The sequence below is a fragment of the Streptomyces sp. NPDC026246 genome (assembly GCF_055567995.1).
The window spans coordinates 33,084-55,288 of sequence record NZ_JBVHPJ010000016.1 but is presented as its reverse complement, the minus strand read 5'-3'; the positions used below and the strand labels follow the sequence as shown (position 1 = coordinate 55,288).

The following is a 22,205-nucleotide window of genomic DNA, read 5'->3' as shown; positions in this document are numbered from 1 at the left end:
GACCAAGGGATGACGCCCGGCAACAACGGCGCGAGCACGCCCGAGGACGACGACCCGTTCGGCTATCTCTACGCCGACGGGCAGGCCAACGGAGCCCAGCCGCCGTCCGGGGGCTACGGCTACCCGAACTCGGTCAACCGGGTGCGGACGGTCGGCACCCGCCCGTACGGCCAGCAGCAGCCGCAGGCGCCCTACGGGCAGGCCCCGCAGCAGCAGGGCGCCTACGGCCAGCCGAACGCGCACTACGCCGCACCGGAGACGCTGCCCGGGGGTGCTCCCACCGCCCAGACGGCGATGCACTCGGGCGGGCACGGGGGGCACGGCGGCCGGGGTGGCCGCGGGCCCAACACCAAGGGGCTGCTGATCGGCGCGATCGCGGTGGTCGCCGCGGTCGTCATCGGCATCGGCGTGGCCATGCTGGGCGGCGACGACGACAAGGGCGACGAGGGCGGCGGCCCGAACCCGGCGCCGACGCAGACGGAGGACTCCAAGCCGAGTCCGTCGGCCAGCAAGGGCGACGACAGCGAGGCGGAACTCCCGACGATCGACGCGAAGGCCCTGCGGCTCGGCCCCGGCCTGTCGACGGCGTCGGAGTTCAAGGGCGCCAAGGCCGACGGCGGCGTCTATGTGACGGGCTTCAACCAGGTCGGCGCCAAGGTCACCTGGTCCGTGGACGGCATCAAGAAGGCCGACAGCTACCGGCTGTACGTGCGGTACAGCACTCCCGGCACGGACGCCGACGCCACGCTGGTGGTCAACGGCCAGGCCGAGAGCCGGCCCGTCAACATGGAGAACTTCGGCGGGACGCCGAAGGGCGACTGGGAAAAGGGCTGGAAGGACACCTGGTCCACCGTCCGCCTGACCAAGGGCACGAACACCATCGAACTCGTCTGCAACGAGGGCAACAAGTGCGACGCGGTGCTCGACCAGATGTGGCTCACCGACGAGCAGGGTTAGATCAGGCCGCGCTGGCCTCCGTCGTCACCGCGACCGTGGCCAGCGAAGTCTCGTAGGTCCGGGGGTCGTACTCGCCGGCCACCGGTGAGGTGACCGCTGCCGCCGCCAGGGCCGCCGCCCGGGTCAGGCGGTCCGGCCACGGGAGGTCCTCCAGCAGACCCGACAGCAGGCCCGCCACCACCGCGTCGCCCGCGCCCGTCGGGTTGCCGCGGAGCGCGGACGGCGGCGTGGCACGCCAGCGGCCCTCCGGGGTGAGCGCGAGCAGGCCCGCCGGGCCGAGGGAGGCGACCACCGCGCCCGCGCCCCGGCGCCGGGCGTCCTGCGTGGCGCGCAACGGCTCGTGGGAGCCGGTCAGTTCGGCCAGTTCGTCGGCGTTCGGCTTGATGATGTCGGGACGGGCCGCCACACCCCGCCGCAGCGGTTCCCCGCTGGTGTCGAGCAGGACCGGGACCCCGGCGGCCCGGGCCGTGCGGACCAGGGCCGCGTACGCCCCCACCGGCACGCCCGGTGGCAGGCTGCCGCACAGCGCCACCGCCGAGGCGCCGGCCAGCAGATCCGCGTAGGCCGCCTGGAAGGCCGACCACTCGGCGGGCAGGATCGTCGGGCCCGGTTCGTTCAACTGTGTGGTGTCGCCGGTGCGTTCGTCGACCACGGCGACGGTGCGACGGGTCGCGCCCGAGATCGGGACCAGCGCGTCCACCACGCCCGGCACCGTCGCGAGTCCTTCCCGGACCACCCGGCCGGTCGCGCCGCCGGTGAAGCCGGTCACCGTGACCTGGTGACCGAGGGCCGCGAGGACCCGGGCCACGTTGACGCCCTTGCCGCCGGGGCGTTCGGTCACCTCGGTGACACGGTGGGAGGTGTGCGGCCTGAGGGACCGCACGCGATAGGTGATGTCGAGAGCGGTGTTCAGCGTGACCGTGAGTATCACCTCGGCCGACCTCCCCCGAGAAACGCGCTTGTCGCCGTGGACTTAACCGAAAGCCCGATCATGCCAAAGAGACGGCGGCCGGCCCAGTCCCGGACTCGGCCACCGTCTTCCGACTGCGGGACGGATCAGCCCAGTTGGGGACCGACCACCCATTCGCCCCGGCGCATCACGCCCTTGAGGTCGAACGCGGCGTCCAGGAGCAGCAGGTCGGCGGACTTGCCGGGCTCCAGGGAGCCGACCGTGTCGGCCATGCCCAGCAGGCGGGCCGGAGTGGTGGACAGTGCCGTCACCGCGTCCTCGACGGACAGGCCGTCGACCGTGACGGCCCGCTTGAAGGCGCGGTCCTGGGTGAGGGTGGAACCGGCGATCGTGCCGTCCGCCACCAGCCGGGCCACGCCGTCCGCGACCTCCACCTCCAGCGGGCCGAGCCAGTAGCGGCCGTCGCCGAACCCGGCCGCGTCCATCGCGTCGGTGATGAACGCGACCCGCCCGGCGCCCGCGTGGTGGAACGCCAACTGGAGGGCCGCGGGGTGCAGATGCGTACCGTCGTTGATCAGCTCGACGGTGATCCGCTCGTCCTCCAGGAGGGCGGTGATCGGGCCGGGGGCGCGGTGGCCGAGCGGGGGCATGGCGTTGAACAGGTGCGTGGCGACCGTGGCGCCGGCGTCGATGGCCTCGACGGCCTGCTCGTAGCCGGCGTCCGTGTGGCCGATCGCGGCGATCACGCCGTGTTCGGCGAGGAGGCGCACGGAGTCGAGGCCGCCGGGCAGTTCGGGGGCGAGGGTGACCATCCTGGCCTGCCCCCGGCTCGCGTCGAGCAGCTTGCGGACCTCCGCCGGGTCCGGGTCGCGCAGCAGTTCCTCGGAGTGGGCGCCCTTGCGGCAGGGGGAGATGAACGGTCCCTCGAAGTGGATGCCGGCGATCTCGCCCTGCTCGGCGAGTTCGCTCAGCAGGCCCGCACGCCGGGTGAGGAAGTCCATGTCACCGGTGACGGTGGAGGCGACCAGGGTGGTCGTGCCGTGCATGCGGTGGGTGTGGATGCCCTTGAGGATGTCGTCGACCGAGCCGGAGGTGAAGGAGGCCCCGCCGCCGCCGTGGTTGTGGATGTCGACGAAGCCGGGGACGACGTAGTGGCCGGTGACGTCGATGACGTGGGCGTTCTCCGGTGGGGCGGCGGCGATGCGGGTGCCGTCGACGGTCAGTCGGCCGTCTTCGACGGTTCCTGTGGGGAGGACCACCGTCGCGCCGGAGAGGACCGTGGGGAGTCCGGCCGTGGCGGGGTGCGGATGCACTGTGGCTGGTCGCGCAGTTCCCCGCGCCCCTGGGGCAATGGCCATCAGGGAGTTACCTCCATGCGGTCGGTTCGGTCGAGGAGATCCCAGGCCAGGAGCCCGGCGCCCAGGCATCCGGCGGCGTCGCCCAGGGCCGCCGGGACGATCGACGGCTCCTTCTGGAAGGTGATGCGGCTGCGGATCGCCTCACGCAGGGGCGTGAAGAGGGTGTCCCCCGCCTCCGCCAGGCCGCCGCCGACGATCAGGACGCGCGGGTCCAGCAGGGTCAGGGCCGTGACCAGCCCGTCGGCCAGGGCGTCCACGGCCTCCTGCCAGACCGCTGACGCCCCGGGGTCGCCGGAGTCCACCGCCTTGGCGCAGTCCGCCGCGTCCGCGCCCGGGGTGCCCGAGGCCGCCGCCCACGCCTCGCTGACGGCCGCCGCCGAGGCGAACCGCTCCAGGCAGCCGCGCTGCCCGCACGGGCAGGGGGCGCCGCCGGGGCGTACGACGACGTGGCCGATCTCGCCCGCGAAGCCGTGCGCACCGGCCTCGACCCGGCCGTCGACGCCGATGGCGCCCGCGATGCCGGTGCCGAGCGCCACGAACAGGAACCGGTCCGCGCCCCGGCCCGCCCCGACCCGGCCCTCGGCGAGCCCGCCGGTGCGCACGTCGTGGCCGAGGGCGACGGGGACGCCCAGCCGCTCGGTGAGCAGGTCGCGCAGCGGGACGTCGCGCCAGCCGAGGTTCGCCGCGTAGGCGGCGACGCCCCGGGCCTCGTCGACGATGCCGGGGACGGCCACGCCGGCGGCGGAGGCGGGCGTGCCGAAGCGCTCGGTGCCGTACGCGTGCAGCTCGGCGGCGAAGTCGACGATGGCCGCGACGACCGCGTCCGGGCCGTGCGCGCGGCCGGTCGCCCGGCGGGCCCGGTGCAGCACCTCGCCCCCGGGTCCGGCCAGGGCGGCCTTCATCCCGGTGCCGCCCACGTCGAGGGCGATGACATGTCTCACGGGGACAGTGTGACCCGGGGACCCGCAAGAGGTCTAGTCCACTCACGTGGTGTAGACCTTGTTCCGGATATCGAAAAGTCTCGAACGGCGGCGACGCCAGGGTGGGGAAGAACAGCGGTGCAGCGGCGGCGGATGGCAGGAACGGTCGCGGTGGTGTCCGCACTGGGCATGACGGCGGTTCTCGGCGGCTGCGGGGCCTCGGACGGCTCGGCCGACGTCACGCTCAGGCTGGTCGCCGCCGACTACGGCGACAGCGCCGCCAACAGCTCGAAGAAGTACTGGGAGAAGCTGGCCGCGGAGTACGAGGCCGACCACCCCGACGTGGACGTCGACGTCAGCGTCTACTCCTGGAACGACGTCGACCGCAAGGTCAAGGAGATGGTCGCGGCCGGTGACCCGCCGGACCTGGCGCAGATCGGCGCGTACGCCGACTACGCGGCGCGCGGCCGGCTCTACAAGGCCGACGAACTGCTCTCCATACCCGTGCAGGCCGACTTCCTGGGGCAGTTGGCCGCCGCCGGGCAGGTGAACGGTGTCCAGTACGGCATGCCGTTCGCCTCCTCCACGCGGGTCCTCTTCTACAACAAGTCCCTCTTCGCCAAGGCCGGCATCACTCCGCCCGAGACCTGGGACGAGCTGGCCGAGGACGCGGAGAAGCTGAAGGCGAAGGGCGTGAAGTACCCCTACGCCCTGCCCCTCGGGCCGGAGGAGGCGCAGGCCGAGACCATGCAGTGGATGCTCGGCGGCGGGGGCGGCTACACCGACACCGCCGGCAGCTACGGCATCGACTCCCCGGACAACATCGGCACGTTCACCTGGCTGAAGGACGAACTGGTCGGCAAGGGCCTGACCGGGCCGGTCGCGCCGGGCAAGCTCAACCGGGCCGCCGCGTTCTCCGCGTTCGCCGAGGGGGAGGTCGGCATGCTGACCGGCCACCCCTCGCTGATGAAGATCGCGGAGAAGAAGGGCGTCGACTACGGGATGGTGCCGCTGCCGGGCAAGGACGGCAGGAGCCGCTCCACCCTCGGTGTCGCCGACTGGATGATGGCCTTCCGCAAGAACGGTCACCGCGACGCGGCCGGGGACTTCCTCGACTTCGTCTACAGCGAGAAGAACGTGCTGGCCTTCTCCCGTGAGTACGACCTGCTGCCGGTGACGAACTCGGCGTCCGCGACCATGGCCGCCGCCGCCCGGGACAAGCACCTCAGGCCGTTCCTGGAGGAACTGCCCGCCTCCGAGATCTACCCGGTGGGCAAGACGTCCTGGGCCGAGGTCAGCGCGCAGGTCAAGCAGCAGATCGGCAAGGCCGTGGCTCCCGGCGGCAGCGTCTCGGGCGTGCTGGGACACCTCCAGGCGTCGGCGAGCCGGGCGGAGAGCGCGGAGTAGCGCGGAGGGGCGCGGCTGTCGGTGGCAGGGGTTACGGTGCCGGGCATGGACGAGGAGAGCGGCGGCGGGACGGGGCTCGGGCGCAGGGAGCGGGACATCCTGGCGCTGGAGGGGCGTGGCTTTCCCGGTCCGGGTGCGAAGGAGCGGGCCATACGGGAGGAGCTGGGTCTCGCGCCGGTCCGCTACTACCAGCTCCTCAACGCCCTGCTGGACGACCCTCGGGCTCTCGCCCATGCGCCGGTGACGGTCAATCGGTTGCGGCGGGTGCGGGATCGCCGTCGGGCGGAGCGCTGACCTGGGGTCGGCCGTCGTCCGCGGGTGCGTGGTGGATTTCGCGCAGTTCCCCGCGCCCCTGAGGGTGCCCGTGGCTGTTCGTCGTCTGCGGGTGCGTGGTGGTTTTCGCGCAGTTCCCCGCGCCCCTGAGGGTGCCCGTCGTTGTTCGTCGTCCGCGGGTGCGGCGTGGCTTTTCGCGCAGTTCCCCGCGCCCCTGAGGGTGGTCCTTCAGGCGATGCGGTCGGCCAGGGCTTGCAGCAGGTGGACCACGCCCTCCGGGCCGTTCACCACCACGTCCGCCCGGTCGCGCAGTTCCGTCACCTCGTCGCTGCCGCTGCACACCAGCAGGCCCGGGGTGCCCTCCGTGCGGAGGGTGTCCACGGCGGCGTAGGCGGGCAGGTCGCCGAGGTCGTCGCCGGCGTACAGGACGCAGCCCGCGCCGATCTCGCGGGCGAAGCCGGTCAGGGCGACGCCCTTGTCCATGCCGGGCGGGCGCAGTTCCAGGACCATGCGGCCGGGCTCGACGATCAGGCCGTGGCGGGTCGCCAGGCCGGTGAGCGGTTCGCGCAGGGCCTCGAAGGTGCCCTGCGGGTCGGCCGCGCGCCGGGTGTGCACGGCCACGGCCCGGCCCTTGTCCTCCACCCGGGCCCCGCTGCCCGCCAGCAGCCCGGGCAGCTCGGCGCGCACGGCGTCGACCCCCGGGTGCGCCGGCGGGGCGGTGACCTCTCCGGTGCGGGCGTCCCAGCGCTCGGCGCCGTAGTGCCCGAGGACGACCAGGTGCTCCAGACCGGGCGCGTCCGCGAAGGCGCCGTTGCGCACGGCGACCTCGGCCGGCCGGCCGGTGATCACCGCGACGGCGGCCACCTTCGGCGCGAGCGCCGCGAGTGCGGACAGGGCCTCCGGGTGGGCCCGGGCCTGGTCGGGATCGGCCACGATCGGCGCGAGCGTCCCGTCGAAGTCGAGGCCGATCAGGGCCTTGCCGGGGCCGCCCAGCAGGGCGTCCAGGCCCTTGTGCCCCGCCTCGGTGACGGGGACGGGCAGCGGCTGGGAGGCGGGCGTGGTGCTCATCGGCCGCTCAGCCCCTCAGCGCGTCGAGCTGCTCGACGAACCAGCGGGCCGGCGGCAGAGCCGTGGCCGCCGCCGCCAGGCGCTTGCTGCGTTCGGCGCGCTCCTCCGGGCGCATCGACAGGGCCTCGTGCAGGGCCTCGGCCGTGCCGGTGACGTCGTACGGGTTGACCGTGATCGCGTCCTCGCCCAGCTCCTCGTGCGCCCCCGCCTCCCGGGACAGCACCAGCGCGCAGCCCCCGTCGGAGACGACCGGGACCTCCTTGGCCACCAGGTTCATCCCGTCGCGGATGGGGTTGACCAGGGCCACGTCGGCCAGCCGGTAGGCGGCCAGGGAGCGGGCGAAGTCGTCCTTGACGTGCAGCACGACCGGCGTCCAGCCCGGCGTGCCGAACTCGGCGTTGATCTCGTCGGCCAGGCGCTGCACCTCGGCCGTGTAGTCCCGGTACACCGCGAGGTCCTGCCGGGAGGGGTAGGCGAAGGCCACGTGCACCACGCGCTCGCGCCACTCGCCGTGGGCCTGGAGCAGCCGCCGGTAGGCCAGCAGGCCGCGCACGATGTTCTTCGACAGCTCGGTGCGGTCGACCCGGACGATGGTGCGGCGGCCCTCGCCGATCTCCTGCCGCAGCGCGGTGATCCGTTCCTCGACGTCCGGCTCGTGGGCCCGCTCGCGCAGGAAGTCCGCGTCGGCGCCCAGGCCGTGCACCCCGATCCGCGTGCCGCCGAGACCGCCCGCGAACCGCTCGGCGCAGGCGGTGAACGCGTCCGCCCAGCGCTGGGTGAGGAAGCCGAGCCGGTCCGCGCCGAGCATGCCGCGCAGCACCTGCCCGGCCACGTCGTCCGGCAGCATCCGGAAGTACTCGGGCGGCGCCCACGGCGTGTGCGAGAAGTGGCCGATCCTGAGGTCCGGGCGCAGCTCGCGCAGCATGCCCGGCACCAGCGTCAGGTGGTAGTCCTGCACCACGACCGCCGCGCCCTGCGCCGCCTCCTCGGCCAGCGCCTCGGCGAACGCCCGGTTGTACGTCTCGTAGGACGCCCACTGGCGGCGGAACTCCGCGTCGAAGACCGGCTCCAGGGGAGTCTGGTAGAGCATGTGGTGGACGAACCACAGCACCGAGTTGGCGATGCCGTTGTAGGCGTCGGCGTGCACGTCGGCCGGGATGTCCAGCATCCGCACGCCCTCCTCGCCGACCCCGCGGGCCACCGCCGCGCGGTCGCCGTCGGACAGCGCCGAGCAGACCCACAGGGAGTCCGCGTCGGAGCCGATCGCCGAGAGCCCCGAGACCAGTCCGCCGCCGCCCCGTCTGGCGTTCAGCGAACCGTCGTCACCGACCGTGTAGGAGACCGGGCCGCGGTTGGAGGCCACCAATACCCGTGCAGAACCGTGCGTCGAACCCATAGGCCTCAACCTAGCCCGGCCTGTAAACGCTCAAACGTACGGACCTGCCGCGCCCGGCCGAAAACAGCCCGGGTCAGGCGGCCCGCCGCGCCTGGTACTCGGCGATCTCCACCATCGGCGGGCGTTCCTCGGTGTCCACGGAGTACGTCCGCGGTTCGAAGCCGTCCCCGGTCCGCTCGAACTGGGTGAGGGACGGCCGGATCAGATGCCCCCGGGCCAGCCGCAGCTGGGCCGTGCGGTAGATCTCGGCGGCCATCCGGCCGAGCGCCTGCCCGTCCTGGTGCCGGTGCTTGCGCACCCCCAGGTCGACCTGGCCGAGCGCGTCGAGGCCCGCCAGGTGCAGGGCGTCGACGAGCACGCCCAGTTCGACGCCGTACCCGACGGGGAAGGGCAGCTGCTCCAGCAGGGAGCGGCGGGCCGCGTACTCGCCGCCCAGCGGCTGCACGAACCCGGCGAGCCGCGGCCAGTGCATGTTGAGCAGGGGGCGCGCCATCAGCTCCGTGACCCGGCCGCCCTGCCCGGCGGCGGCGCCGAGGGGACGGTCGTACATGCCCTTGACGAGCTCGACCTCCGGGTCGGTCAGCAGCGGGCCCACGATGCCGGAGACGAAGTCGGACGAGAACTCCCGCAGGTCCGCGTCGACGAAGCAGACGATGTCGCCGCGGGTGACCAGCAGCGAGCGCCACAGCACCTCGCCCTTGCCGGGCAGGGCGGGCAGGCGGGGCAGGATCGCGTCCCGGTGCACCACCGTCGCGCCCGCGGCGGCGGCCACCTCGGACGTGCGGTCGGCCGACCCCGAGTCGATCACGACCAGCTCGTCGACGAGCGGCACCCGCAGCATGAGGTCGTGGCGGATCGCGGCGGCGATGTCGCCGACGGTCTCCTCCTCGTTCAGGGCGGGCAGCACCACGCTGACCGTGCGGCCCGTGCGCTGCTTGGCCGCCAGGAGGCTGTGGAGGGGACGGTCGTGCACGGACCAGGAACGGGCGCTCAGCCAGCGCTCGACTTCTTCCAGCACCGTGGCTGCTCCTTGCGTTCTCTCGGCGGGACGAATGTGACGCGTCTCGCGGTTCGGACGACTATCTCAACTGTCCTGGTCGTCGGTTACAGTCTTGAACAACGCGGATGACCCTCGCATGTCCGGGGTCGCCCGCCGCCTACAACCACATACAGCTCATCCAGAGGGGCAGAGGGAAACGGCCCGATGAAGCCCCGGCAACCCTCCAGTCGGTTCTCGTAGGTCACTGCTGACCACTCCGCGAGGCTCCCGGCTAGGGAAGGTGCCAAATCCGTCTCACGGCGAGATGCGTCGTGAGGAAGATGAGGAGAAAGGGCCTCGCCTCACATGGCTGTGCAGACTGTTGCAAGCACCACGAACTCCACCGTAGACCTCGGCCCGGCCGCCGCTCTGAGCTGCCGCGAGTGCGGTCACCGCGTGCCTCTCGGCCCGGTCTTCGCCTGCGAGGAGTGTTTCGGCCCGCTGGAGATCGCCTACGACTTCTCGGCCTACGACACCGAAGAGCTCCGCAAGCGCATCGAAGCGGGACCCGCGAACATCTGGCGCTACGCCCCGCTGCTGCCGGTCCCGGCGGACGTGGCGGACAAGCCGAACATCAACCCGGGCTGGACCAAGCTGGTCAAGGCCGACAACCTGGCCCGCGAGCTGGGCGTCGACCCCGGCAAGCTGTTCGTCAAGGACGACTCCGGCAACCCGACGCACTCCTTCAAGGACCGGGTCGTCGCCCAGGCCCTGGAGGCCGCCCGCGCCTTCGGCTTCACCACCCTGTCCTGCTCCTCCACCGGCAACCTGGCCGGCGCGGTGGGTGCCGCCGCCGCCCGCGCCGGCTTCCGCTCGTGCGTGTTCATCCCGCACGACCTGGAGCAGGGCAAGGTCGTCATGGCCGCGGTCTACGGCGGCGAGCTCGTCGGCATCGAGGGCAACTACGACGACGTGAACCGCTTCTGCTCGGAGCTGATCGGCGACCCGGCCGGTGAGGGCTGGGGCTTCGTCAACGTCAACCTGCGCCCCTACTACGCGGAGGGCTCCAAGACCCTCGCGTACGAGATCTGCGAGCAGCTCGGCTGGCGGCTGCCGGACCAGCTGGTCGTGCCGATCGCCTCCGGCTCGCAGCTCACGAAGATCGACAAGGGGCTGCAGGAGCTGATCAAGCTCGGCCTCGTCGAGGACAAGCCGTACACGATCTTCGGTGCGCAGGCCGAGGGCTGCTCGCCGGTGTCGACGGCGTTCAAGGCCGGGCACGACGTGGTGCGTCCGCAGAAGCCGGACACGATCGCCAAGTCCCTGGCGATCGGCAACCCGGCGGACGGGCCGTACGTGCTGGACATCGCGCGGCGGACCGGTGGTGCGGTGGAGGACGTGACGGACGAGCAGGTCGTCGACGCGATCAAGGTCCTGGCCAGGACCGAGGGGATCTTCGCGGAGACCGCCGGCGGGGTGACCGTGGGCGTGACGCGCAAGCTGATCGCGAACGGGGTGCTCGACCCCACGAAGACCACCGTGGTGCTGAACACCGGGGACGGTCTGAAGACGCTGGACGCGGTGGCGGGCACGGGGCTGACCGCGACCATCCGGCCCAGCCTGGAGTCGTTCCGGGATGCCGGGCTCGTCTGATCGTTGTTCGCTGCGGGCCGGTGGGGGCCGGTCGCGCAGTTCCCCGCGCCCCTGAGGGTGCGCCCCAGCCGTAGCTTCGACAAAACCGGAGGTCATGTTCCGATGAGCGTCACCGTTCGCATCCCCACCATCCTGCGCACCTACACGGGCGGGCAGGCCGAGGTCGCCGCCGAGGGCGCGAACCTCGGGGAGGTCATCGCCGACCTGGAGAAGAACCACACCGGGATCGCCGCCCGGGTGCTGGACGACCAGGGCAAGCTGCGGCGGTTCGTCAACGTGTACGTCAACGACGACGACGTGCGGTTCGAGCAGGGTCTGGAGACGGCCACGCCGGACGGTGCCGGAGTGTCGATCATTCCGGCTGTCGCCGGCGGCTGAATCCGGCCGACCGGCTTGATTGTTACCTTGAGTAATGCCGGTCACCGAGCGTGCATCGAATTGCCCTCACCGTGAGAGAAGCGGAGGGGGCAATTCTGTGTGATTGAGCGCGGTACAGTTGGGGAACGCGTTCCGGATCCACCGACCGGAACCCTGAATTCCTGCCGCGAGCCCGACAAGATGTAGCCAAAGTGTGCGCGTCTTTCGCGGCTTTTGTTCTTTTTGTGTGGCCCGACTTGCCCTGAATTCGGGCGAATTCTCCCCACATTCCGGACCCTGAGCGTCCAGAATTCTCGTCCGATTGACCTGTTGCAGACGGCAGTTGGACAGATACATTCAGCCGCGGTCGACGCGTTCCGGCGCACGCCCCCAACCGTGGGGGGTGAGGTCTGACCCGGATCCGCGAAGTGTGGATCTGTGCAAGGGCCAGTAATAGGGGAGTTAGGCATGGCTCAGGGCACCGTCAAGTGGTTCAACGCGGAGAAGGGGTACGGCTTCATCGCGGTCGACGGTGGTGCGGATGTTTTCGTCCACTACAGCGCGATCCAGATGGACGGCTACCGCACCCTGGAAGAGGGCCAGCGGGTCGAGTTCGAGATCTCGCAGGGCCAGAAGGGGCCGCAGGCCGACATGGTTCGCGTCTCTGCCTGAACGCGCACCACGACCAAAAGCTCACGCGACCGGTCTTCGCAGAAGGGTCCGCATCCCCCGGGGTGCGGGCCCTTCCGCTTGCCCGGGAGGCGCGCGGGGGCGTGTTCGCGGGCGGGCTGAGCGCCCCATCCGCTCCGGGGGGCGCTTGCGCCCGCCCGTCACCCGACCGCCACCCCTCGATGAGCACCCGCTGCGCGGGCGCGCCTTGCACTCTGGGGGGTCGAGTGCTAATCATTGGCGTTAGCACTCTGAAGGTGAGAGTGACAACGTAAGGACCGGGTCGGTGAGGCCCGCAGGCCGAAGTGGGAAGGAACCACGAGGCCGGCGAGCCGTCCGTCGCGGGCGCGGGCGCGGTCCTGGAGTCATCACCCCCAGTCCTGGAGGGACCACTTCACATGGCCAAGATCATCGCGTTCGACGAGGAGGCGCGGCGCGGCCTCGAGCGCGGCATGAACCAGCTCGCGGACGCCGTGAAGGTGACGCTCGGCCCCAAGGGCCGCAACGTCGTCCTCGAGAAGAAGTGGGGCGCGCCCACGATCACCAACGATGGTGTGTCCATCGCCAAGGAGATCGAGCTCGAGGACCCGTACGAGAAGATCGGCGCCGAGCTGGTCAAGGAAGTCGCCAAGAAGACGGACGACGTCGCCGGTGACGGTACGACCACGGCGACCGTCCTGGCCCAGGCCCTGGTGCGCGAGGGTCTGCGCAACGTGGCCGCCGGTGCCAACCCGATGGCCCTGAAGCGCGGTATCGAGAAGGCCGTCGAGGCCGTCTCCGCCGCCCTGCTCGAGCAGGCCAAGGACGTCGAGACCAAGGAGCAGATTGCCTCCACGGCCTCGATCTCCGCCGCCGACACCCAGATCGGCGAGCTCATCGCCGAGGCGATGGACAAGGTCGGCAAGGAAGGCGTCATCACCGTCGAGGAGTCCCAGACCTTCGGTCTGGAGCTGGAGCTCACCGAGGGTATGCGCTTCGACAAGGGCTACATCTCGGCGTACTTCGCCACCGACATGGAGCGTATGGAGGCCGTCCTCGACGACCCGTACATCCTGATCGCCAACTCGAAGATCTCCAACGTCAAGGACCTGCTCCCGCTCCTGGAGAAGGTCATGCAGTCGGGCAAGCCGCTGCTGATCATCGCCGAGGACGTCGAGGGCGAGGCCCTGTCGACCCTGGTCGTCAACAAGATCCGCGGCACCTTCAAGTCCGTCGCCGTCAAGGCCCCGGGCTTCGGCGACCGCCGCAAGGCGATGCTGCAGGACATCGGCATCCTCACCGGCGGCGAGGTGATCTCCGAGGAGGTCGGCCTCAAGCTGGAGAACGCCACGCTCGACCTGCTCGGCAAGGCCCGCAAGGTCGTCATCACCAAGGACGAGACCACGATCGTGGACGGTGCCGGCTCCGCCGACCAGGTCCAGGGTCGCGTGAACCAGATCCGCGCCGAGATCGAGAACAGCGACTCGGACTACGACCGCGAGAAGCTGCAGGAGCGCCTGGCGAAGCTCGCCGGCGGTGTCGCGGTCATCAAGGCCGGTGCCGCCACCGAGGTGGAGCTCAAGGAGCGCAAGCACCGCATCGAGGACGCCGTGCGCAACGCCAAGGCGGCCGTCGAGGAGGGCATCGTCGCCGGTGGTGGCGTGGCCCTGCTGCAGGCCTCCCAGGTCTTCGAGAAGCTGGAGCTCGACGGTGACGAGGCGACCGGCGCCAACGCCGTGAAGCTCGCGCTGGAGGCCCCGCTGAAGCAGATCGCCGTCAACGGTGGTCTCGAGGGCGGCGTCGTCGTGGAGAAGGTCCGCAACCTCACCGTCGGCCACGGCCTGAACGCCGCGACCGGTGAGTACGTCGACATGATCGCCGAGGGCATCATCGACCCGGCGAAGGTGACCCGTTCCGCGCTGCAGAACGCCGCCTCCATCGCCGCGCTGTTCCTCACCACCGAGGCCGTCATCGCCGACAAGCCGGAGAAGGCCGCCGCGCCGGCCGGCGGCGGCATGCCGGGCGGTGACATGGACTTCTGATCGACCCGGTCGATCGCGTCCTTTCCGAGGGCGGCATCCCCTGTTCCGGCAGGGGGTGCCGCCCTTCGGCGTGTGCGGGATCACAGGGCGCGCGGGATGGCGCACCGGGACGGAGTGGTTGAACCTAAGGACCTATGCGTATGCACATACTGACCGGTATGCGCGTACTGTCCGGTATCCGAAGGAGCCCCCACGTGAGCGACGCCGCCTCCCGCGCAGCCGACATCCTGTCCCGGCCCGTGACCCTGAACGGCCTGACCGTCCCCAACCGGATCGCGATGGCCCCGATGACCCGCATGTTCTCCCCGGGCGGCGTGCCCGGTGAGGACGTCGTCTCCTACTACGCGCGCCGCGCCGCCGCGGGGGTCGGCCTGATCGTCACCGAGGGCACCTACGTCGGGCACGAGTCGGCCGGGCAGAGCGACAGCGTGCCGCGGTTCCACGGCGAGGAGCAGCTCGCCGGCTGGGCGAAGGTCGCCGAGGCCGTGCACGCCGCGGGCGGCACGATCGTGCCGCAGCTGTGGCACATCGGCATGGTCCGCAACCAGGGCGAGCCGCCCGTCGCCGACGCCCCCGCCGTCGGCCCCTCCGGGCTGCGCATCGGCGCCGACGAGCCCACCGGCAAGGCCATGACCCAGGCCGACATCGACGCCGTCATCGGCGCCTTCGCCGAGGCCGCCGCGGCCGCCGAGCGCATCGGCTTCGACGGCGTGGAGCTGCACGGCGCCCACGGCTACCTGCTCGACCAGTTCCTGTGGGAGGGCACCAACCGCCGCACCGACGCCTACGGCGGCGACCGGGTCGCCCGGGTCAGGTTCGCCGCGGAGATCGTCGCGGCCGTCCGCGAGACCGTCTCCGCCGACTTCCCCGTCATCCTCCGCTACTCGCAGTGGAAGCAGGAGGCCTACCGCGCCCGCCTCGCCGAGACGCCCGAGGAGCTGGAGTCGATCCTGACCCCGCTCGCGGCCGCCGGCGTCGACGCCTTCCACGCCTCCACGCGCCGCCACTGGGTCCCCGAGTTCGACGACTCCGACCTCAACCTCGCCGGCTGGACCAAGAAGATCACCGGCAAGCCCGCCATCACGGTCGGCTCGGTCGGCCTGAACGGCGTCGACTTCCTCAAGTCCTTCCAGGGCCAGGGCGCCGAGGTCGGCGACCTCGACAACCTCCTCGACCGCCTCGAGCGCGACGAGTTCGACATGGTCGCCGTCGGCCGCGCCCTGCTCCAGGACCCCGAGTGGGCCCGCAAGGTGCTCTCCGGCCGCTTCGAGGAGCTGGCCCCCTACGACCCGGCCGCCCTGAAGACCCTCAGCTGAGCCGGCCGGGCACGGGGTGCCCGCACCCGCTCGCGACGGCCGGAGGACACTGAACGGGCGCCAGTCCGACGGCACTTCGTGAGGAGACCCCACATGACGACGTCCGAGCCCCGCTTTCCGACGGACGGCCCGCGGTCCGCGCCGGTGGTGCGCACCACCGCCGGCGCGGTCCGCGGCCGCAGGGAGGAGGAGCTCGCCGTCTTCCGCGGTGTTCCCTTCGCCGCGCCCCCGGTCGGCGAGGACCGTTTCATGGCGCCCCGGCCCGCCGCGCCCTGGGACGGCGTGCGGGAGGCCCACGCCTTCGGCCCGCCGCCCCCGCAGGACCTCGGCCTGATGGGCGGCCCGGGCCTGATCGACGTGCCCCAGGGCGACGAGTGGCTCACGGTCAACGTCTGGACGCCCGAGGCGGATCCGGCCGCCCGCCGTCCGGTCATGGTGTGGATCCACGGCGGTGCCTACAAGCTCGGCCACGGCGGCAGCCCCGGCTACGACGCCCGGCACCTCGCGGCCGACGGCGACGTCGTGGTCGTCACCCTCAACTACCGCGTCGGCATGGAGGGTTTCGCCGCCGTCGAGGGCGCCCCCGCCAACCGGGGCCTGCTCGACCAGGTGGCGGCCCTGGAGTGGGTGCGGGACAACATCGAGGCGTTCGGCGGCGATCCGGGGCTGGTCACGCTGTTCGGCGAGTCCGCCGGTGCGGGTTCGATCGCCTCGCTGCTCGGCATGGACCGGGCCGCCGGCCTGTTCCGCCGGGCGATAGCGCAGAGCGTGCCGGGCACGTTCTTCTCCGCCGAACTCGCCGCCGACATGGGCCGCGCCCTCGCCGCCGAGCTGGGTCTGCGCCCGACCGTCGCCGACCTGTCGGCGGTGGACCCGCGGCGGCTGCCCACCGCGGGCGAGACGCTGAGCGCCAAGATGACCCAGTACGTCGACCGCTGGGGCCAGGCGGCCCCCACGGTCACGCCGTTCGCCCCGGTCGTCGACGGCGACGTCCTGCCGCAGACCCCCTGGCGGGCCCTGGCGGCCGGAAGCGCCCGGGACGTGGCTCTGATCGTCGGCCACAACCGCGAGGAGTACCGCCTCTTCCTCGCCATGGCCGGGCACCTGGGCGGGGTCGGCGAGGAGCGGGCGGCCTCGGCCCTGCGCCTGTTCGCCCCGGGCGGCGAGCAGTCCTACCGGGACGCCTTCCCCGGTGCCGGTGCGGGCGAGCTGTACGAGCGCGTCCAGACGGAATGGCTGTTCTCCATGCCCTCCCTGCACCTGGCCGAGGCGCAGCGCGCGGGCGGCGGCACCGCGCACGTCTACGAACTGACCTGGCCCGCCCCCGGCAGCGGCGGCGCGTTCGGCGCCTGCCACGGCCTGGACATCCCGCTGCTGTTCGGCACGTACGGCGCGGACCTGGGGGCCCTGCTGTTCGCGGGCGCCGAGCCGTCCGCCGAGGCCCGGGCGCTGTCGGCCCGCTTCCGCTCGTCCTGGTCGGCGTTCGCGCGCACGGGCGACCCGGGCTGGCCGGTGTACGACGAGCGGCGGCTGGTGCAGGTGCTGGACGCGGAGCCGGTGGTCGCGCCGTACCCCGAGGAGACGGCCCGGCGGCTGTGGGAGAACCACGAGTTCCGGCCGCTGCCGCTGCTGTGAGCGTCTAGAGGTTGCCCATCGGCTCGATGTCGACGCGCACGGGCGTGCCCCACACGCGCAGCACCTCGTAGTCGGTGAACTCGTGCACCAGGCGGTACGCCATGGCCGCCCGGGGTGCGCGGCGCTGGGCCGCGATGTACAGCTCGGCCTCGCGGCGGTCCCGGCGCGGGGTGCCGCACAGCTGCCAGCTCTGGCCGTTCCACAGCTCCGGCAGCCAGCGCTGCTGGGGCTGGGGGCGGTCGCCGCGCACGCCGTAGCGGGTCTGGACCGGCTCGCTCTGCGGCTGGTACGGGGCGGGGCCGTTGAACTCCGCCCGGCGGGCCGCCCTGCGCCGGGTCTCGCACAGCAGGCACAGGTCCGGGGCGGCCTCGTCGACCGGCCCGTTCGGGTGCTCCGGGCAGCGGGTGCTGGGCGCGGCGTTCGAGACGCTCTCCTCCAGCAGGTCCAGGGCCCGCCGCAGATCCGCCCTGACCTCGTGCAGCTTGGCGTCCGGCGAGTCGGTGGTCAGGGCCTCGCCGTGCTCACCGAGCAGACGGAGGGCACGGCCGAGTGCGGTCAGCTGGGCGTGGTTCATGCTCCCCATTGTCCTCCGCCGGCCGGTGCGGCTCTCAGGCCGGCCGAAGGGGGGTGAAGGGGCGATGACGTACGGATGATCGAAAGGTGTACAACCAAACGGCCCTGATCACCGTCTAACAGGCGTATCGCGCGTACACCCCGGCGTCCGCCCCACCGCACGCCGCCCGGAATGCACGTCTGCCCGAGAGAAAGCCTGTCCATGACGTTCCGTTGGCTGTGCGGTGTCCTGCGTGTGCGCGGGAAGACCGACCTCCTGCTCGTGTTCCTGTTCGCCGCCGGCTTCGCCGCACTGCCCGTCTTCGCGCTGCTGCCGTCGCTGTGGGGCTTCGCCGCGGCCTCGCTCGTCACCTACGTGGCCGACGAGGTGCTGCACGCCCGTGCTCCCGCCTTCGTGCGGCGGCTGGCCGCGCTGCAGCTCACCCGTACCCTGCGGTTCGCCGTGCGCACGGTGATGCTGCTCGCGCTGGCGGAGCGCATGGACGCCCCCGACACCGTGCTGGTCGGCGCGCTGGCGGTGTTCAGCCTGCACTTCACCCTGGTGATCCTGTACTCGGCCGTGCACCACGCGATACGGCGGCGCCGCGTGCTGCCCGTGGTGGTGCGCAACCTCGACATGAGCGGGGCGGGCATCCCGCAGTCCCCGCCCGCCTTCCTGTACCGGCGCTTCCTGCGCAAGCTGCTGCATCTCGACCTGCCCGCGCACGCGGGGCTGCTCGTCGCGCTCGCCGCGGGCGCGTGGCAGGCCGCCGGGACCGGGTTCGCGCTGACGGCCGGGCTGACGGCGGCAGCCGTGGTGGCGCTGCTCGGTCAGCTGCGCCGGGCCCGCCGGATGCCCGGCCGGGACGAGGTGATCGCCGAGGTGAACCGGCAACTGGCCGGGTACCGCCCCGAGGTGGCCCTGTACTTCAGCTTCGCGTCCGTCTCGCGCGACTTCATGTACCAGGTCAACATGTGGATCGAGACGCTGGAGCAGCTCGACCGCCGGCCGCTGATCGTCCTGCGCGAGCGGGCCTCGTTCCGCTTCCTGAGCCGGACGCGGATCCCCGTGCTGTGCGTGCCGAAGGCGGACGACGTGGCACTGCTGGAACTGCCCGAGCTGCGGGTCGTCCTCTACCCGGGCAACGCGGGCAAGAACGTGCACATGCTGCGCGTCGCCGAGGCCAAGCACGTGTTCATCGGGCACGGCGACAGCGACAAGCTCGCCAGCAGCAACCGCGTGAGCAAGGTCTACGACGAGATCTGGGTGGCCGGCCGGGCCGGGCGCGACCGCTACCAGCGGGTGCGGCACGCCATCAGCGACTCCGCGATCGTCGAGGTGGGCCGCCCCCAGCTGTCGTCGATCCGGCTGCACGCCGACCACGTGCCGGGGCCGCTGCCGACCGTGCTGTACGCGCCCACCTGGGAGGGGTGGAGCGACGACGACTGCCACACGTCCCTGATCCCGATGGGCGTGAGGCTGGTCGAGAGGCTGCTCGCGGAGAACGTGCGGGTCCTCTACAAGCCGCACCCGCTCACCGGCAAGCGCTCGCCCGCCGCGGCCGAGGCGGACCGGGCCGTGCGGGAGCTGCTGAACGCCGACAACGAGCGGCGGGACGCCGAGCGGGCGCAGTCCGCGATCGCCGAGGCCCGGCCGCGCATGGACGAGATCCGCGACCGGCTCGCCGAACTGTCCGGGCGGCTGCCCGGCGACGACGCCCAGCAGACGCGCGAGGCCCGCGTCCCGGGCCCGGACGGCGAGGCCGAGTGGCACGAGCTGCGCGCCGAGTGGCACCGCCTGTTCTGGGCGAGCCGGGGGCCCCTGCGGCACGAGGTGGTCACCGGTCAGCTGCCGACGCTGTACGCGTGCTTCGACCAGGCCGACATGCTCGTCAGCGACGTGTCGTCCGTCGTCGCGGACTTCGTGGCCAGCCTCAAGCCGTACGTCCTGACCAACGCGAACGACCTGCCCGACGCGGACTTCCGGGCGGCCTACACCACGGCCGGGGGCGCCTACCTCCTCGACCGGGACTGCACCCGGCTGCCGGAGATCCTCCGCTCGGTCCGCGAGCCCCGGCACGACCCGATGGCCCCCGAGCGCCGCGTCCTCAAGGAGTACGTCCTGGGCCCGGACCACCCGACGTCGATGCAGCGGTTCAACGCGGCGGTCGAGGCCCTCGCCGCCAAGGCGGAAGCGGAGCGGGAGCAGCCGCAGGAGGAGGAGCGGCGCGTCGCGGTGGTGGTGTCCGGTCCGACGGTGCTGCTCACGTGAGTCCCCGGCGGTGACGGCCCGGCGGCACCGACGGCCGTCACCGGGGCCGGGCCGTCACCGGGGCCGGGGCGGGGCCCTCAGGCGGTGCCGTCCTCCGGCCCGCCCTGCGCGTGTGCGCCCAGGGCCGCCCGCAGGTGCCCGCCGGACTCCTGGAGCAGGCGGGCCGCCGTCGGTGCGTCCACGTCGGCCAGGATCGTGAGGATCGCGTTCTTCACCTCGCCGTCGGTGGCGGTCAGCGCCTCCTCGATCTCCTTGTCCTCGGCGCCCGTGGCGAGGGCGACGATGCGGTGGGAGCGGGCGCGGAGCTTGTCGTTGGAGGCGCGGACGTCGACCATCAGGTTCCCGTAGGTCTTGCCCAGGCGGATCATCGTGATCGTCGAGAGCATGTTCAGGACGAGCTTCTGGGCGGTGCCGGCCTTCAGGCGGGTGGAGCCGGTGAGCAGCTCGGGGCCGACGACGACCTCGATGCCGTGGTCGGCGGCGGCCGCCAGGGGGCTGCCCGCGTTGCAGGACAGGCCGACGGTGAGGGCGCCCCGCTCCCGGGCGTACCCGACCGCGCCGATCGCGTACGGGGTGCGGCCGGAGGCCGAGACGCCGACCACCGTGTCGTGTGCGGTCAGGCGGAGCGGCTCCAGGGCGGCCCGGGCCAGTTCCGGGGAGTCCTCCGCGCCCTCGACCGAGGTCACCAGGGCCTGCGGGCCGCCCGCGATCAGCCCGACGACCCGGGACGGGTCGGTGTTGAACGTCGGCGGGCACTCGGAGGCGTCCAGGACGCCCAGCCGGCCCGCGGTGCCCGCGCCCGCGTAGACGAGCCGGCCGCCGCGGGCCATGCGCCCGGCGACCGCGTCGATCGCGGCGGCGATCTCGGGCAGCCGCGCCGCGACCGCCCCGGCCACGCTCGCGTCCTCGCCGTTCATCAGCCGCGCGATGTCCAGTGTCGGCAGCCGGTCGACCTCGGCGAGCTCCGGCCGGAAGGCCTCGGTGGTCAGGGTCGCCAACTCGGCTCGGACGTCACGGGGTCGGGAGGCGGAGGTCATGGACGGCTCTTTCCGTGTGCTTCCGGTGCTGGGCGGGGCGGCCTGCTCAGGAGCGGTGCCGGTGGGCCAGCGCCTCGTACGACGCCGACAGCGCCGGCGCCGCCGACTCGTACGTCCGCTGCGCCACCCCCACGAACAGGCAGTCCACCACGAGGAGCTGTCCGGTCCGCGACGACATGGCCGCCGGACGCAGCTCGCTCTCCCGGGCGGTGGACGTGGTCAGGACGTGGTCGGCGTACTGGGTGACGGGGCCGTGCGGGCGGCCGGTGATGGCCACGGTCGTCGCGCCGCGCTCGAAGGCCACCCGCAGCGGCTCGATGACGTCCCCCGTCGACCCGGAGTGGGTGACGGCGATCGCGACGTCGCCCGCGCGCAACTGCACGGCGTTGGTGACGGCCAGGTGCGGATCGCTGTGTGCGTGCGCCATCAGCCCTATGCGCAGCAGCTTCTGTGTGAGGTCCTGGGCCACCAGCCCCGACGCCCCGACGCCGTACACGTCGGTGCGCCGGGCCGCGGCCAGCGCGGTGACGGCCGCTCCCAGCTGCGCCGTGTCCAGGCCCGCCGCGGTGTCGGCGAGGGTCTGCTGCTCGTCGTAGGCGAGCTTGGCGACGACGTCGGCGATGGGGTCGTCGACGGCGATGTCCGTCGTGATGGCCGGGGCCCGGCCCGACTGCTGCTGCGCGGCGAGCCCGGCCAGGGCCAGCCGCAGGTCGCGGTAACCCGGATAGCCCAGCAGCCGCGCGGTGCGGACGACGGTCGCCTCGCTGGTGCCGGTGAGCTCGGCGAGGCCGGTGACCGTGAGCGCCGCGCAGCCGGCCGGGTCGCCGGCGACGGCCTCGGCGACGCGCTGCATGGAGCGCGTCATCGACGGGCCCAGCGTGCGGACCTTGGCCGCGAGGGCCGCGGGGGCGGGCGGTGCGCCCAGCGTGCCGCCGGGGCCGCCGCGGTCCCGGGCGAAAATTTCCTTCACGTCGCGGGTCACCCCTGAAAGATATTTTCGGGGCGGCGTGCGGGTCAAGAGTGCGCACAATGGGTGCATGGAACCCATCAGCCCTCTGGAGCAGGCGCTGCACGCCGCGCGCGCCCTCGTGCTGGCCGACCTCGTCGCGGGACGCGTCGCCGAGGCGGACGTCGTGTCGCTGGTCGAGGAGTCCGTGGTGCAGCGGCGCTGGTGGGTCGAGCAGTGGCCGGAGGGCGCGCGGTACGTGGCCGGGCTGGTCGCGCAGGACGTGCAGGACGCCCTGCTGGAGCGGTACGGCCGCTGGCCGCTGTGCCCGGTGTGCGGCACGGGCCAGCCGCACGCGCTGGACGTCGAGCCGGAGTTGGGGCCCGATCCGCACTGGGTGTGCAGTGAGGCGGGCGTGAAGGTCGCCGCGGTGGGGTCGCTGGGCGAGGCCCTCGGCGATCCGGCGTCCTCGTGAGGTC

Annotated in this window: 20 protein-coding genes and 1 riboswitch; of the genes, 11 read left to right on the top strand and 9 right to left on the bottom strand. The window is 72.5% G+C overall.

Features of this window, described 5'->3' with window-relative positions; translation table 11 throughout:
- The first annotated feature begins 9 nt into the window (after window positions 1-9).
- Window positions 10-957 carry a CBM35 domain-containing protein gene (locus ACZ4M5_RS30580; protein WP_467741611.1) on the top strand — a complete coding sequence of 316 codons (948 nt, stop codon included), beginning with the start codon at window positions 10-12 and terminating at the stop codon, window positions 955-957.
- 1 nt (window position 958) lies between these two features.
- Here the strand turns inward: ACZ4M5_RS30580 and ACZ4M5_RS30575 are convergent, their stop codons facing one another.
- From ACZ4M5_RS30575 to ACZ4M5_RS30565, 3 genes are all read right to left on the bottom strand, one after another.
- The gene (locus ACZ4M5_RS30575) at window positions 959-1,888 is read right to left on the bottom strand and encodes a 1-phosphofructokinase family hexose kinase (RefSeq protein WP_467741609.1); all 930 of its coding nucleotides are present in this window, start codon (window positions 1,886-1,888) and stop codon (window positions 959-961) included.
- A gap of 125 nt (window positions 1,889-2,013) precedes the next feature.
- Window positions 2,014-3,225, bottom strand: a complete 1,212-nt coding sequence (gene nagA, locus ACZ4M5_RS30570; protein ID WP_467741607.1) for an N-acetylglucosamine-6-phosphate deacetylase — start codon at window positions 3,223-3,225, stop codon at window positions 2,014-2,016.
- Window positions 3,225-4,166: an ROK family protein gene (locus ACZ4M5_RS30565; protein ID WP_467741605.1), complete on the bottom strand. Its 942-nt coding sequence runs from the start codon at window positions 4,164-4,166 to the stop codon at window positions 3,225-3,227. The genes nagA and ACZ4M5_RS30565 overlap by 1 nt, the downstream gene beginning before the upstream one ends.
- A 132-nt stretch (window positions 4,167-4,298) precedes the next feature.
- Between ACZ4M5_RS30565 and ACZ4M5_RS30560 the strand changes: the two genes are divergently transcribed.
- Together ACZ4M5_RS30560 and ACZ4M5_RS30555 are read left to right on the top strand one after the other, a co-directional pair.
- On the top strand, window positions 4,299-5,552 hold the full coding sequence (locus ACZ4M5_RS30560; protein ID WP_467741603.1) for an ABC transporter substrate-binding protein: 1,254 nt from the start codon (window positions 4,299-4,301) through the stop codon (window positions 5,550-5,552).
- A 45-nt stretch (window positions 5,553-5,597) separates the two neighbouring features.
- Window positions 5,598-5,846, top strand: a complete 249-nt coding sequence (locus tag ACZ4M5_RS30555; protein ID WP_467741601.1) for a DUF3263 domain-containing protein — start codon at window positions 5,598-5,600, stop codon at window positions 5,844-5,846.
- Between the two features lie 207 nt (window positions 5,847-6,053).
- Here ACZ4M5_RS30555 and otsB read toward each other — a convergent pair whose 3' ends face one another.
- From otsB to ACZ4M5_RS30540, 3 genes are all read right to left on the bottom strand, one after another.
- Window positions 6,054-6,893 carry a trehalose-phosphatase gene (gene otsB, locus ACZ4M5_RS30550; RefSeq protein WP_467741599.1) on the bottom strand — a complete coding sequence of 280 codons (840 nt, stop codon included), beginning with the start codon at window positions 6,891-6,893 and terminating at the stop codon, window positions 6,054-6,056.
- 7 nt (window positions 6,894-6,900) lie between these two features.
- Window positions 6,901-8,289, bottom strand: coding sequence for an alpha,alpha-trehalose-phosphate synthase (UDP-forming) (locus ACZ4M5_RS30545; protein ID WP_467741597.1), 1,389 nt, complete (start codon window positions 8,287-8,289; stop codon window positions 6,901-6,903).
- A 73-nt stretch (window positions 8,290-8,362) separates the two neighbouring features.
- Window positions 8,363-9,307 carry a glucosyl-3-phosphoglycerate synthase gene (locus tag ACZ4M5_RS30540; protein ID WP_467741595.1) on the bottom strand — a complete coding sequence of 315 codons (945 nt, stop codon included), beginning with the start codon at window positions 9,305-9,307 and terminating at the stop codon, window positions 8,363-8,365.
- 153 nt (window positions 9,308-9,460) lie between these two features.
- Window positions 9,461-9,616, top strand: a riboswitch (SAM riboswitch).
- 18 nt (window positions 9,617-9,634) lie between these two features.
- Here ACZ4M5_RS30540 and thrC point away from each other — a divergent pair.
- The 6 genes from thrC to ACZ4M5_RS30510 all read left to right on the top strand — a co-directional run bounded on the left by thrC (window position 9,635) and on the right by ACZ4M5_RS30510 (window position 16,919).
- On the top strand, window positions 9,635-10,921 hold the full coding sequence (gene thrC, locus ACZ4M5_RS30535) for a threonine synthase (protein WP_467741593.1): 1,287 nt from the start codon (window positions 9,635-9,637) through the stop codon (window positions 10,919-10,921).
- 102 nt (window positions 10,922-11,023) lie between these two features.
- Window positions 11,024-11,299 (top strand): MoaD/ThiS family protein, encoded by a 276-nt coding sequence (locus ACZ4M5_RS30530; RefSeq protein WP_003991133.1) that lies wholly within the window; start codon window positions 11,024-11,026, stop codon window positions 11,297-11,299.
- A 447-nt stretch (window positions 11,300-11,746) separates the two neighbouring features.
- Complete coding sequence (locus ACZ4M5_RS30525) at window positions 11,747-11,950, top strand: cold-shock protein (RefSeq protein WP_010035953.1); 204 nt, start codon at window positions 11,747-11,749, stop codon at window positions 11,948-11,950.
- A gap of 395 nt (window positions 11,951-12,345) precedes the next feature.
- On the top strand, window positions 12,346-13,968 hold the full coding sequence (gene groL / locus ACZ4M5_RS30520; protein WP_184561087.1) for a chaperonin GroEL: 1,623 nt from the start codon (window positions 12,346-12,348) through the stop codon (window positions 13,966-13,968).
- 194 nt (window positions 13,969-14,162) lie between these two features.
- Window positions 14,163-15,284: an NADH:flavin oxidoreductase gene (locus ACZ4M5_RS30515; protein WP_467741590.1), complete on the top strand. Its 1,122-nt coding sequence runs from the start codon at window positions 14,163-14,165 to the stop codon at window positions 15,282-15,284.
- 93 nt (window positions 15,285-15,377) lie between these two features.
- The gene (locus tag ACZ4M5_RS30510) at window positions 15,378-16,919 is read left to right on the top strand and encodes a carboxylesterase/lipase family protein (protein ID WP_467741588.1); all 1,542 of its coding nucleotides are present in this window, start codon (window positions 15,378-15,380) and stop codon (window positions 16,917-16,919) included.
- 4 nt (window positions 16,920-16,923) lie between these two features.
- Here the strand turns inward: ACZ4M5_RS30510 and ACZ4M5_RS30505 are convergent, their stop codons facing one another.
- The gene (locus ACZ4M5_RS30505; RefSeq protein ID WP_467741586.1) at window positions 16,924-17,493 is read right to left on the bottom strand and encodes a hypothetical protein; all 570 of its coding nucleotides are present in this window, start codon (window positions 17,491-17,493) and stop codon (window positions 16,924-16,926) included.
- Between the two features lie 201 nt (window positions 17,494-17,694).
- On the opposite strand from ACZ4M5_RS30505, the gene ACZ4M5_RS30500 reads away from it, so the two are divergent.
- On the top strand, window positions 17,695-19,743 hold the full coding sequence (locus tag ACZ4M5_RS30500; RefSeq protein WP_467741584.1) for a hypothetical protein: 2,049 nt from the start codon (window positions 17,695-17,697) through the stop codon (window positions 19,741-19,743).
- 77 nt (window positions 19,744-19,820) lie between these two features.
- Here the strand turns inward: ACZ4M5_RS30500 and murQ are convergent, their stop codons facing one another.
- Window positions 19,821-20,780 (bottom strand): N-acetylmuramic acid 6-phosphate etherase, encoded by a 960-nt coding sequence (gene murQ, locus ACZ4M5_RS30495; protein WP_467741582.1) that lies wholly within the window; start codon window positions 20,778-20,780, stop codon window positions 19,821-19,823.
- Between the two features lie 46 nt (window positions 20,781-20,826).
- Entirely contained in the window at window positions 20,827-21,762 is a 936-nt protein-coding gene (locus tag ACZ4M5_RS30490; protein WP_467741580.1) for a MurR/RpiR family transcriptional regulator, read from the bottom strand.
- A gap of 55 nt (window positions 21,763-21,817) precedes the next feature.
- On the opposite strand from ACZ4M5_RS30490, the gene ACZ4M5_RS30485 reads away from it, so the two are divergent.
- Window positions 21,818-22,201 (top strand): hypothetical protein, encoded by a 384-nt coding sequence (locus ACZ4M5_RS30485; RefSeq protein ID WP_451876775.1) that lies wholly within the window; start codon window positions 21,818-21,820, stop codon window positions 22,199-22,201.
- Window positions 22,202-22,205 lie beyond the last annotated feature (4 nt).

Coding starts and splice junctions, on each gene's coding strand:
- ACZ4M5_RS30580 (WP_467741611.1), top strand. CDS start 10: ATGACGCCCGGCAACAACGGCGCGAGCACGCCCGAGGACGACGACCCG.
- nagA (WP_467741607.1), bottom strand. CDS start 3,225: ATGGCCATTGCCCCAGGGGCGCGGGGAACTGCGCGACCAGCCACAGTG.
- ACZ4M5_RS30560 (WP_467741603.1), top strand. CDS start 4,299: ATGGCAGGAACGGTCGCGGTGGTGTCCGCACTGGGCATGACGGCGGTT.
- ACZ4M5_RS30555 (WP_467741601.1), top strand. CDS start 5,598: ATGGACGAGGAGAGCGGCGGCGGGACGGGGCTCGGGCGCAGGGAGCGG.
- otsB (WP_467741599.1), bottom strand. CDS start 6,893: ATGAGCACCACGCCCGCCTCCCAGCCGCTGCCCGTCCCCGTCACCGAG.
- ACZ4M5_RS30545 (WP_467741597.1), bottom strand. CDS start 8,289: ATGGGTTCGACGCACGGTTCTGCACGGGTATTGGTGGCCTCCAACCGC.
- thrC (WP_467741593.1), top strand. CDS start 9,635: ATGGCTGTGCAGACTGTTGCAAGCACCACGAACTCCACCGTAGACCTC.
- ACZ4M5_RS30530 (WP_003991133.1), top strand. CDS start 11,024: ATGAGCGTCACCGTTCGCATCCCCACCATCCTGCGCACCTACACGGGC.
- ACZ4M5_RS30525 (WP_010035953.1), top strand. CDS start 11,747: ATGGCTCAGGGCACCGTCAAGTGGTTCAACGCGGAGAAGGGGTACGGC.
- groL (WP_184561087.1), top strand. CDS start 12,346: ATGGCCAAGATCATCGCGTTCGACGAGGAGGCGCGGCGCGGCCTCGAG.
- ACZ4M5_RS30510 (WP_467741588.1), top strand. CDS start 15,378: ATGACGACGTCCGAGCCCCGCTTTCCGACGGACGGCCCGCGGTCCGCG.
- ACZ4M5_RS30505 (WP_467741586.1), bottom strand. CDS start 17,493: ATGAACCACGCCCAGCTGACCGCACTCGGCCGTGCCCTCCGTCTGCTC.
- ACZ4M5_RS30500 (WP_467741584.1), top strand. CDS start 17,695: ATGACGTTCCGTTGGCTGTGCGGTGTCCTGCGTGTGCGCGGGAAGACC.
- murQ (WP_467741582.1), bottom strand. CDS start 20,780: ATGACCTCCGCCTCCCGACCCCGTGACGTCCGAGCCGAGTTGGCGACC.
- ACZ4M5_RS30485 (WP_451876775.1), top strand. CDS start 21,818: ATGGAACCCATCAGCCCTCTGGAGCAGGCGCTGCACGCCGCGCGCGCC.